The following is an 11400-nucleotide window of genomic DNA, read 5'->3' as shown; positions in this document are numbered from 1 at the left end:
CGCTACGACGCCTCCCGCGTCGAGGCCCGGCGCTACCGCTCCTGGGAGGAGGGCGGCTTCCTCGCCGCGCGCCCCGGTCGCGGCCGCCGCCCCTACACGATCGTCATCCCGCCCCCGAACGTGACCGGCATCCTCCACATGGGCCATGCGCTCAACAACACCATCCAGGACATCCTCATCCGCTATCAGCGTATGAAAGGCCTCAACGCGCTGTGGGTGCCGGGCACGGATCATGCCGGCATTGCCACGCAAAACGTCGTGGAGCGAGCCCTGGCGAAGGAAGGGAAGACGCGGCAAGACCTGGGCCGCGAGGAATTCGTGAAGCGCGTCTGGCAGTGGAAGGAGCAATACGGCAATACGATCCTGTATCAATTGCGTCGGCTGGGCTCCTCGTGCGATTGGCGCCGCACGCGGTTTACGATGGATGAGGGGCTCTCCGACGCAGTCCTCGAGGTCTTCATCCAGCTCTACAAGAAAGGGCTGATCTATCGCGGCCAGTACATCATCAACTGGTGCCCGCGCTGCCAGACCGCCCTGGCGGATGAAGAGGCGCCTCGACAGCAGACCCAAGGCAAGCTGTACCACATCCGCTATCCCTTGGCTCAAGGCTCAAGGCTCCCCGGCCCGACCCATGCCGGGGCGGGCAAGGCTCAAGGCAAAAGCCACCCTTCAACCTTCAACCTTCAGCCTTCAGCGCAGTTTATTGAGGTCGCCACCACCCGTCCTGAAACCATGCTCGGCGATACCGCCATTGCCGTGCATCCTAAGGATAAGCGGTACAAAAGGCTGATCGGCCAGCACGCCATTCTCCCGCTCGTGAACCGCAAGCTACCCATCATCTCGGATGAAGCCGTGGACCGTGAGTTCGGCACCGGGGCGGTGAAGGTCACCCCGGCGCATGATCCGGTGGACTTTCAACTGGGCAAGAAGCATAAGCTCGAATTCATCAACGTGATGACCGATGACGCGCACATGACCCATGTGCCCGCTGCCTATGACGGCCTGGACCGGTATGACTGCCGCAGCAAACTCATCGTGGACCTGGAGCAACAAGGTTTTCTTGGGGCGATCGATGAGCATCCGCACAATGTCGGCCATTGCTACCGCTGCCATACGGCTATCGAGCCGCGCCTCTCGCCCCAGTGGTTCGTCAAGATGAAGCCGCTGGCAGTGCCCGCCATCAAGGCCGTGAAGGATGGCACGATCACCTTTGCGCCGAAGCGCTGGACCAAGGTCTACCTGAACTGGATGGAGAACATCCAGGATTGGTGCATCAGCCGGCAGATTTGGTGGGGACACCGCATTCCCGTCTGGTATTGCGACGCGTGTCTGAGTAAAACAAAAAATCTAGAAGGCACTGACGTTATTGGACCTCACAAAGCTTCTGAGGCAAAACATGGACAGCCTGGCATCATTGTCAGCAAAACTCCTCCTACGAAATGTCCCGAGTGTGGATCAATCATTGGATTTCGACAAGATGAGGACGTGCTCGATACGTGGTTTTCATCGTGGCTCTGGCCGTTCTCAACGCTGGGCTGGCCGCAGAAGACCAAGGACCTGGACTATTTCTATCCCACCAATACCCTGGTGACGGCCCAGGAAATCATTTTCTTCTGGGTGGCGCGCATGATCATGGCCGGCTACTTTTGCATGAAGGCCCCGCCGTTTACCACCGTGTACATCCATGGCACGGTGCGCGACATCACCGGCAAGAAGATGTCGAAGTCGCTGGGCAACATCATCGATCCCATCGATATCATCAAAACCTACGGGACCGATGCGCTGCGCTACACGCTCGTCACGGCGACGGCGATCGGGCAGGATGTGTTTCTCTCGGAAGAGCGGTTCGTGGCCGGGCGGAATTTTGCGAATAAGCTGTGGAACGCCACCCGTTTTGTATTGTCGAATGACGAATGCCGAATGACGAATGATCAGCCAATTCGACATTCGCAATTCGACATTCGACATTTGACGGTGCCGAACCGGTGGATCCTCTCGCGACTGCAGCGCACCATCCAGCGGGTCACCGGCTCGCTGAATACGCATGTGTTCAGTGACGCCGCCAACGCGCTGTATGACTTTCTCTGGCACGACGTCTGCGACTGGTATCTGGAAATCGCCAAAGTCCAGCTTCAGACGCCAGACAATACACAACAGACCGCAGATATCCTCGTCCACGTGTTGGAAACCAGTTTGCGACTGTTGCATCCCGTGATGCCGTTTGTCACGGAGGAGCTGTGGCAGCATCTCATGCCGGCACACAGCACACAGCACACAGCACATAGCATCATGAAGGCGGCGTGGCCCACGGCGACAAAGAAACTGATGGATGCTGAGGCGGAGAAACTCTTTGAACGGTTTCAGGCCGTGACGGTGGCGATTCGCAACACGAAGGCTGAACTGAATCTGCCGCCGGAGAGCCGGCCGGCGGTGCACCTGGTCAGCCATCACGCCTCGGTGCGGAGCTTTTTTGCGTCGCACGACGCGCTGTTGAAAATGCTCGCGGCCACCGGCGAGGTCCATGTGGCCGCCGACCGCACAAGCATCTCGCATGCCGCCGCAACGGTCGTTGACGGCATCGAAGTGCTCATCCCCCTCGCCGGGCTGATTGATCCGCAGAAGGAACAAGCACGACTGCAACAGAAAATTGATGAGCTGTCGCGCTATATCTCCCACACCGGTAATCGCCTGAAGGATGCGCAGTTCGTCTCGAAAGCGCCAGCCGAGGTGGTGGAGCAAACCAAAAGTAAGTTGACGCAAGCCGAAGAAACCCGGAAGAAGTTAGCGGAGTTGCTCTCGCTTGTCCAATCCATGTGAGATGCTCAAAAATACGTACAGTGGCCCCTGGCCAGCCCAGCGAGCACTGAGCGAGCGGGCTGGCCGGGGGTACGTGTAACAGAGATACTTTTCATATGATAGCGAGATCAGATGTCCTTCCACTCATTCGAGCTGCGCTGCGGGAAGATGCGGCGGCTCACGACATCACCTCCCGTGCTACGATTCCCGCCTCGCGGCGCATCCGGGCGCGCATCATCGCGAAAGCCTCCGGCATCCTGGCGGGCGGACCGATCGCCGTCTGGACCTTCCAGGCGGCTGACCCGACACTGCGCTGCCGCCTCCAGGCCAAGGAAGGGGCTCGACTCGCCAAGGGGCAGACGATTCTGACCGTCGAGGGCAAGGCCCGATCGATCTTTGCGGCCGAGCGCACCGCGCTCAATGTCCTTGGGCATCTGTCCGGCATCGCCACGCTCACGCGCGCCTTTGTCGACCGCGTGAACGGCACCCAAGCCAAGATCCTCGACACCCGCAAGACGCTGCCCGGCCTGCGAGCGCTGGAGAAGCATGCCGTGCGCGCGGGGGGAGGGCAGAGTCATCGCGCGTCGTTAGCAGACGCACTGCTCATCAAAACGAATCATCTCAGAACGGCGACACACGACACACGACACAAGACACATGACCTTCAGTCGCTTGTCCAAAACGTCAAAAAACGTTACCCACATCAGCCCATTGAAATTGAAGTCGTGGATTTGAGGGAATTTGATTCGGCGTTCGCAACGCGTCCCGATATCATCCTCCTTGATAATTGGTCAAACAGCCATATTCGCCTTGCGGTTCTTCGACGAAATACGTCGTGTGTCATGGGTCATGGGTCATGGGTCGCACTTGAAGTGTCGGGCGGTGTGACGCTGCAGAATGTCCGCGCCATCGCCGCAACCGGTGTGGATCGCATCTCCATCGGCCGCCTCACCCACTCCGCACCATCACTTGACCTCTCATTGCAAGTCGTTTATTGTGGGATTACACCGATTATGAAAAGATGATGACACAGATTATACGATGTTAAACCGTCTTACGGTCCGTGACTTACCGCTCTCGGAGCGGCCAAGAGAGCGGCTGACCCGTTTGGGGGCGGAAGCCCTCTCCGATCAGGAATTGCTGGCGTGCGTCTTAGGCCGCGGGGTCGCCGGCGAATCCGTCCTCGTGGCCGCCCAGCGGCTGCTGGCAACGTTTGGACACTTGCCAGGGGTCGCCGAGGCTTCAGTCGAACAACTCTCTGGCGTGTATGGCATTGGTCCAGCGAAAGCCGTGCAGCTCAAAGCCGCGGCAGAGTTGGCCCGCCGAATGGCCTTGGCTGGGTCCCATGATCAGCCGGCCATTGACAGCGCCGAGGCGGCGGCAGCTATCGTGCGCCCGCATCTCCTCGAGAAGAAAAAAGAGCATTTCGTCGCCCTCCTGCTCGATAGCCGGCATCGGCTGATTCGCCTCGCCCCCATCGCGATCGGCAGCCTCTCCGCAACGCTTGTGCATCCTCGCGAATTGTTCAAAGAAGCGATCGCGGCCTCGGCGGCCGCCGTCATCGTCGCCCATAATCATCCGTCCGGCGATCCGGAGCCCTCGGCCCATGATCTGGAACTGACCACGCGGCTCATGGAAGCCGGGGTACTCCTCGGCATTGAAGTGTTAGATCATGTGATTGTCGCCACCGGGGGAACGAGCAGCCTCCGAGCGCGCATCACACCCACGACACGAAGGAGGACATAAGCTGATGAGAACGCCTGGCGGCTATGGTACGCTGGCGATGGTCTTGGCGGCCGGCCTCTCTGTGGCAGCCCTGGCCTGGGCCGAGAGCGGCCAGCGCACACTGGCCGATACGGATTATGTCGATCGCAGTCTTGGCAAATACGGGTTGCACCCAGCGTTTGAAAAATTCGGCCGCGGCGTGTCGAATCTCCTCGGCGGCTGGCTGGAAATTCCCCTCAACATCCAGAGCCGCTATTCCAACAAGGATACCGCCGGGAGCCTTGCGACGGGCCTGCTCTATGGAACCGTCTATGGCGTGGTGCGCACCGGAGTCGGGGCCTATGAAACCGTGACGTTTCTCCTGCCGTATCCGGAAGATTTTGCGCCGATCCTGCCCCCCATCGGCTACTTCAATACCGAAGGCAAGCGCAAACCTCTCCTCTGGGAGTAATGAAGCACGTGTTGATTATTGGGCGGCCGGGCATTGGCAAAACGACGCTGATCCGGCGCCTCACGCAAACCCTGCGCCGTTTCCCGATCGACGGATTCCTCACGGAAGAGTCTCGGGAAGATACGCAGCGGGTTGGATTTTGGCTCAGCGCCCTCGACGGACGCCAGGTGCTGCTGGCCCACCGGCAATTGGCCAGCCCGGTGCACGTGGGGCCCTACAAAGTTAATCTGGCTGTGCTCGAGCAGGTCGCCGTCCCGGTGATCCACCGCGCGATGCAGCAGACGACGATTCTCTTTCTCGATGAGCTGGGGAAAATGGAGCTGTCCTCGCCGGTTTTTGAGCGGGCCGTCCAGGAGGCGTTCGACCGGGGCCCCTCCATCGTCGCCACCGCCGGAGTGGGGCATGTGCCGTTCGTGGACGCGCTCAAACGCCGCAAGGATGTCGAGCTCATTCCCCTCTCCGCCAGCAATCGTGCCGCGGTCGAAGAGGAGCTCGCGGCGCGCCTGACCGCGCTGTGCGCGGAAGATGACGAGATCCGCGCGATCCAACGGCACGCGGATCTGATCTGCGGCATGATCGTTTCAGGCGAGGCCTCGCCAATCGACATCGAGATCCAGCAGGCGAAACTGCGCGAGATGATCGCGCGGCTCTTGCCGGAGAAAGACGCTCTCTACCATTTGATCTATGAAACCCGCTTCCGCCGCCTCTGGCAGCAGTTCCGCCATCATTGATATCTGATATCGCCTGGAAAACATGGGAACGAAGTTAGGAATTGTTGGTCTGCCCAACGCGGGCAAGTCCACCCTGTTCAACGCGCTGACGGCAGCGCACGCGGCCGTCGCCCCGTATCCCTTCACCACCACCGACCCCAACATCGGGGTCGCGCACGTTGACGACGCGCGCCTGACGACGCTCGCCGCAACGCTCTCTCCAGGAAAGGTCATTCCCACGAGCATCGAATTCGTCGACATCGCCGGACTGGTCAAGGGGGCGCATCAGGGCGAAGGACTGGGCAACCAATTCCTCAGTAACATTTTTGGCGTTGACGCGATTCTGCATGTGGTGCGCTGCTTCGAGGATGAGAACGTCGCCCATCCCATGGGGACCGTCGATCCGCTGCGAGACATCGAGATCATCAACACGGAGCTCATGCTCAAAGACTTGGACATGCTCAAGCGCCGGAAAGAGAAAGAGCACAAGCTGGCGAAGGGCGGCGATAAAAAGGCGATGCACCTGCTGCAGCAACTGGAACGCTGGGACGCCGCACTCTCCGCGGGGACTCCCATCCGGCAGATGGAGCTTGTCCCCGAGCATCATCCCAAGGCCTTCGGCATCGACTTGCTCACCGCGAAACCAGTCTTGTACGCGGCGAATGTCGGTGAGGCGGCGTTAGCTGACGGCGCACAGCCGCTTGAACCGCTGCGAGCCCTCGTCATACGAGAGCAAGCTGAACTCGTGATCTTCTGCGCCAAATTGGAAGCCGAGCTGACCGAACTTGAGGCCGCCGATCGCCAAGAGATGATGCGCGAATTAGGCCTCAAGGACTCCGCCCTGCCGCAAGTGATCGCGCGAGGCTACGCCCTGCTGCGCCTGATCACCTTTTTCACGACGGCCTCGAGCATCTTGCAGGCCTGGACGGTGCGGCGGGGTACCAAAGCCCCGCAGGCGGCCGGCGTGATCCACACGGACTTTGAGCAAAAGTTCATCCGCGCTGAGGTCGTCTCGACTGAGACGCTGCTCAAGTGCGGCAGCGAATCCGCCGCCCGGACGCAAGGCCTCCTTCGTGTTGAAGGCAAAGACTACGTCGTCCACGATGGCGACGTCATCCACTTCAAAATTGGCCCATGACTAGAGACACGTGGATTCTGACGCAACGCGATATTGAACGTCTCATCGATATCACGACAACGATCCGGGTCGTGCGCGAGGCGTTTAAGGCGAGTGCGCGAGGGCAAACGGTGATGCCGCCCAAGCTGTATCTGCCGCTGACGGGAGGCAATGACTTCCGCGCCATGCCGGCGTTCATCCAGCGGCCGGCCGCCTGCGGGGTCAAATGGGTCAACGTCCATCCGAACAATCCCAAAAAAGGCTTACCCTCGGTCATGGCCGTTATCGTCATCAATGATCCAACGACCGGTGTGCCGCTGGCCATCATGGATGGGCTCTTCATCACGAAACTGCGCACCGCGGCTGCGGCTGCGGTCGCCGCGCAAGCGCTGGCTCGGCCCAAGAGCCGGATCATCGGCCTGATCGGCTGCGGAGCCCAGGCTGATGCGCAACTGCTCGCCCATGCCGCTCTGTTTCCGCTGACGCACATCAAGGTGTGGGGCTATGCGCGCGGGGAAGCGCAGCGGTTTATCCGTCGAACACGACACCTTTTGCCCAAACGAATTCGCTGGGAAAGCTGCCCAACCATCGAGTCGTGCTCGCGCAACGTCGATATCCTGATGACGCTCACGCCATCGCGCAAACCGTTGGTGAAGCGCGAGTGGCTCTCGCCAGGCACGCATATTGGGGCGATTGGCGCCGACGCCCCAGGCAAGCAAGAGCTAGATCCTCGTATCTTGCGAGATGCACTCGTGGTCGTCGATGACCGCATCCAAGCTGTCCATGCCGGCGAAATCAATGTTCCCGTTGCAAAAAAGCAGTTCTCACTGAAGCGCATCCACGCCACCCTTGGAGATATCCTCATCGGCCGTGCACGCGGCCGCCGAAGCCCTCGCGATCTCACCGTCTTCGACTCCACCGGCCTGGCAATCCTCGATGTCGCCGTCGGCCACGAAATCGTCCGCCGTGCCCGCCACCACCATCTCGGCCGCCGTCTTGCGTTATTCTCATAACTCCTCTCTCGTCCCCCCCAGCAGCCCAGCGAGCGGGGTGTTTGACACTCTCGTGGGTATTCGTTAAGATAAGAGTTTCCACATGATCCGACGACAAACACTCCCTGATCGCAGCGGCCACTTCGGTCCATTTGGCGGCAAGTTTGTGCCGGAAACCGTCATGGCCGCCTTGACCGAGCTTGAGCGCGAGTACGCGGCCGCCCGCCGCGACCCCACCTTCCGGCGAGCGCTGCGCTCCCTTTTGCGCGATTATGCCGGGCGCCCCACACCGTTGTATTTCGCCAAGCGCCTCAGCCATCGGCTGGGGGTCAACATCTACCTCAAACGCGAAGACCTGCTGCACACCGGCGCGCACAAGATCAACAATACGCTCGGACAGGGACTCCTGGCCGTTCGGATGGGCAAGCAGCGCCTGATTGCTGAAACCGGAGCCGGGCAGCATGGCGTGGCCACAGCGACGGTCGCGGCCCTCTTTGGCTTAACCTGTGAAGTCTTCATGGGCGAAGAGGATATGCAGCGGCAGGCCTTGAACGTCGTGCGCATGCGGCTGCTTGGAGCCACCGTCACCCCAGTCACCGGTGGGACGAAAACGCTCAAAGATGCCACCAGTGAAGCGATCCGCAATTGGGTGACGACGGTGCGCACCTCGCATTATTGCATCGGCTCAGTCGTCGGCCCGCATCCGTACCCGATGCTGGTGCGCGATTTTCAATCGGTCATTGGCCAGGAAGCCCGACGACAAATCCTTCAGAAGACCGGACGGTTGCCGGATCTGCTCCTGGCCTGTGTGGGCGGCGGCTCAAACGCCATCGGCCTGTTTCATCCATTCCGGCATGATCGGCGCGTGGAGATGATTGGTGTTGAAGCCGGCGGCAGCTCGCTGACCCCAGGCCACCATGCCGCCACGTTGATGAAAGGACGCCCCGGTGTGCTGCATGGCGCCAACAGCCTGCTCTTGCAAGATCGTTTCGGCCAAGTGCTGCCGACCGAATCCATTTCCGCCGGCCTTGATTATCCAGGCGTCGGCCCTGAGCATGCGTACTATCAACTTGTGAAGCGAGCTCGGTATGTCGCGGTCAGCGACCGGCGCGCACTGCAGGGCGCGCAGTTGCTGGCGCGCACCGAAGGCATTCTGCCAGCGCTCGAGCCGGCCCATGCCATCGGCTATCTTGCCCAGGCAGCATGGCGCCTGAGGCGAGGCGCTCCGATCATTGTCGGACTCTCGGGCCGCGGCGATAAGGACGTCCAAACGCTCGCCCGCCATCTTCATGCAGCAGATCCGCGCCACGTTTGATCGGCTCCGGCATCAGCGCCGCAAGGCGCTCATCCCCTTCGTGATGGGAGGGGATCCGAGCCTCGCCTCTACACCGTCGATGCTGCTGGCACTCCAAGACGCCGGCGCTGATCTCATCGAAGTAGGCATCCCGTTTTCTGATCCGCTGGCCGACGGCCCCATCATCCAAGCAGCCTCCGCAAGAGCGCTGGCCGCCGGGGCGACCCCGGCCCGCGTGCTGGCTGCGGTCGCCGCGGCGCGCCCCCGGCTCACCGTGCCCGTGGTGGCGTTGTCGTACTGGAATCCCGTTGCGCAATTCGAGGGGCAGCCCGGCCTTGAGGCCTTGCGCGCGTTTGTGCGTGGAGCCCGCCGCAGCGGCCTTTCCGGCGTCATCGTCCCGGATCTGCCGGTGGAGGAAAGCTTCGCCTTTCGCCGGATCGCCGGCCGCGAGCAGGTCGCGATGATCCTGCTCGCCGCGCCGACGAGCCCGGCGGCGCGCCTGCGGATGATTGCGCGCGCCTCCTCAGGGTTCGTGTATTACGTGTCCGTGACCGGCACGACCGGCATCCGAAGAGCGCTCCCGCCGCATCTGGTCGACGGGGTGCGGCAACTGAAGCTGCTGACGACACAACCGGTCTGTGTGGGCTTCGGCATTTCAACACCGGCGCAGGCCGCGATGATCGCCCGCGTCGCCGATGGCGTCATCGTCGGCAGCGCGGTCATCCGCGCCATGGCGCAGGGAACCACGACGTCCCGCAAGATCAGCAACGCCGCACAGTGCGTCGCGCGGCTGCGGAAGGCCCTCTGATGCCCAGGCAGATGCCCGGGGGGATTTCCGTCACATTTGTGATTATGGCCGGCGGGCGCGGCGAGCGCCTCTGGCCGCTGGTCCGCGCGGCGCGCCCGAAGGTCTGCCTGTGTCCTGAGGGAAAGTGCTCGCTGCTGCAAGCCACGATCGATCGCCTGCGGCCCGCCTGGCCGAAAGCGCAGTGGCTGATAATCACCACCCCGGAGCAGGCGGCGGCCGTTCGCGCGGATGTGCCTCAGGCCCTGCGACGCCGCGTCCTCGTTGAGCCGGCGATCAAGAACACGGCCGCCTGCATGATGCTGGCCGCGGTGGCGGTGGCGCGGCGCGATCCCAACGGCATCATGGTCGCGGTACCCGCGGACCAATGGGTGGACCGCGATGTCGCGTTCAAAACCGCGGTGCGGGCCGCGATCCGCGCGGCCATCAGCCAAGACACGATCGCCCTGGTCGGCATTCCGGCCACCCAACCGCACACCGGCTTTGGCTATCTCTGCGCGGGGACTCCCGTGGAAGGGTTTCATCATCCGGCCGTGTTTCACATCGACCGATTCATTGAAAAACCCACACGCGCGCGTGCGCGTCGCCTGATCGCAAAACCTCGGACCTACTGGAATAGCGGGATCTTCGTGGGCAGCGCGGAAAACTTCCTCACGCAGATGACCGAATGGCTGCCGGAGCATGCGCGGCAGCTCGTACCGGTGGCGGCCCGCGTGCGCCGATGGAATGATGCAACACTCCGTCGCGCCTACCGGAAGCTGATCCCGATTTCCTTTGATTATGGCGTGATGGATCATCTCCAGGGCGGCGTGGTCGTCGAGGGCCATTTCTCCTGGGCGGATGTGGGCAGCTGGGATACGTGGATGAAGCTCGGGTATGGCTCGTCGCACCACGTCTCCGTCGACAGCAACAACATCACGGTGATCAGCCAGCAGGACGACCACCTCGTGGCCACGCTGGGCGTGCATGACTTGGTCATCGTCCGCACGCCGACGGCCACGCTCATTTGCCACCCGACGCGCGCCCAAGCGGTGCGCGAAGTCGTCAAGAAAATCTCCGCCGATCCGCGCCTGGCCTCATACCGATAATGCGGATGCTGGGGCTTGATGTGGGCGACCGTCGGATCGGCGTGGCCATGAGCGACGCGCTTGGGCTGACCGCCCAACCTGTCACCGTGATTGAGCGTCGCACCCTCGCCAAGGATGCGGCGGCGATTCTCGCCTTGGTGGATTCGCATCACGTTGAAGGCATCGTCGTCGGCTTGCCGCTGACCCTGCGAGGCGCTGAGGGACCGCAAGCCAAAAAAGTCACCGTCTTTGTCGAGGCCTTGCGCCGGCGCGTCACCATCCCGATTCAGACAGCCGATGAGCGCCTGACGACGGTGCAGGGGGAACGCACCCTGATCGCCATGGATGTGCCGCGCCAGAAGCGCAAAGAGGTCATTGACCGGGTCGCTGCCCAGTTGATCTTGCAGCATTATCTGGATACCCAACGCGATGAGCAGGCGTAA

General features: G+C 61.8%; 11 protein-coding genes. All 11 read left to right on the top strand.

The genetic code is table 11. From position 1 onward, the window contains the following. The coding region (locus HY737_06335; protein ID MBI4597999.1) for a valine--tRNA ligase at window positions 1–2817 on the top strand (2817 nt) is incomplete at its 5' end. A gap of 95 nt (window positions 2818–2912) precedes the next feature. After that, window positions 2913–3821 carry a carboxylating nicotinate-nucleotide diphosphorylase gene (gene nadC / locus HY737_06330; protein MBI4597998.1) on the top strand — a complete coding sequence of 303 codons (909 nt, stop codon included), beginning with the start codon at window positions 2913–2915 and terminating at the stop codon, window positions 3819–3821. Window positions 3822–3837: 16 nt separating this feature from the next. After that, complete coding sequence (gene radC / locus HY737_06325; protein MBI4597997.1) at window positions 3838–4542, top strand: DNA repair protein RadC; 705 nt, start codon at window positions 3838–3840, stop codon at window positions 4540–4542. Window positions 4543–4546: 4 nt separating this feature from the next. Beyond that, on the top strand, window positions 4547–4972 hold the full coding sequence (locus tag HY737_06320) for an exosortase system-associated protein, TIGR04073 family (protein ID MBI4597996.1): 426 nt from the start codon (window positions 4547–4549) through the stop codon (window positions 4970–4972). Beyond that, window positions 4972–5703, top strand: a complete 732-nt coding sequence (locus tag HY737_06315) for a hypothetical protein (protein ID MBI4597995.1) — start codon at window positions 4972–4974, stop codon at window positions 5701–5703. The genes HY737_06320 and HY737_06315 overlap by 1 nt, the downstream gene beginning before the upstream one ends. Before the next feature lie 22 nt (window positions 5704–5725). Beyond that, a complete protein-coding gene (gene ychF, locus HY737_06310; protein MBI4597994.1) occupies window positions 5726–6820 on the top strand; it encodes a redox-regulated ATPase YchF in 1095 nt (364 codons plus the stop codon). After that, entirely contained in the window at window positions 6817–7812 is a 996-nt protein-coding gene (locus tag HY737_06305; GenBank protein ID MBI4597993.1) for an ornithine cyclodeaminase family protein, read from the top strand. Before ychF ends, HY737_06305 begins: the two co-directional genes overlap by 4 nt. 82 nt (window positions 7813–7894) lie before the next feature. Further along, entirely contained in the window at window positions 7895–9106 is a 1212-nt protein-coding gene (gene trpB, locus HY737_06300) for a tryptophan synthase subunit beta (protein ID MBI4597992.1), read from the top strand. Continuing rightward, window positions 9081–9893: a tryptophan synthase subunit alpha gene (locus HY737_06295; protein MBI4597991.1), complete on the top strand. Its 813-nt coding sequence runs from the start codon at window positions 9081–9083 to the stop codon at window positions 9891–9893. Before trpB ends, HY737_06295 begins: the two co-directional genes overlap by 26 nt. Next, window positions 9893–10978, top strand: a complete 1086-nt coding sequence (locus HY737_06290; GenBank protein MBI4597990.1) for a mannose-1-phosphate guanylyltransferase — start codon at window positions 9893–9895, stop codon at window positions 10976–10978. Before HY737_06295 ends, HY737_06290 begins: the two co-directional genes overlap by 1 nt. Beyond that, the gene (gene ruvX / locus HY737_06285) at window positions 10978–11400 is read left to right on the top strand and encodes a Holliday junction resolvase RuvX (protein ID MBI4597989.1); all 423 of its coding nucleotides are present in this window, start codon (window positions 10978–10980) and stop codon (window positions 11398–11400) included. Before HY737_06290 ends, ruvX begins: the two co-directional genes overlap by 1 nt.

The organism is Candidatus Omnitrophota bacterium (assembly GCA_016209275.1).
In the GTDB taxonomy this organism is placed as follows: Bacteria; Omnitrophota; Gorgyraeia; order Aquiviventales; family Aquiviventaceae; genus JACQWM01.
Note: the sequence above shows the minus strand (reverse complement) of the source record. Positions and strands in the feature narration are given on the sequence as shown.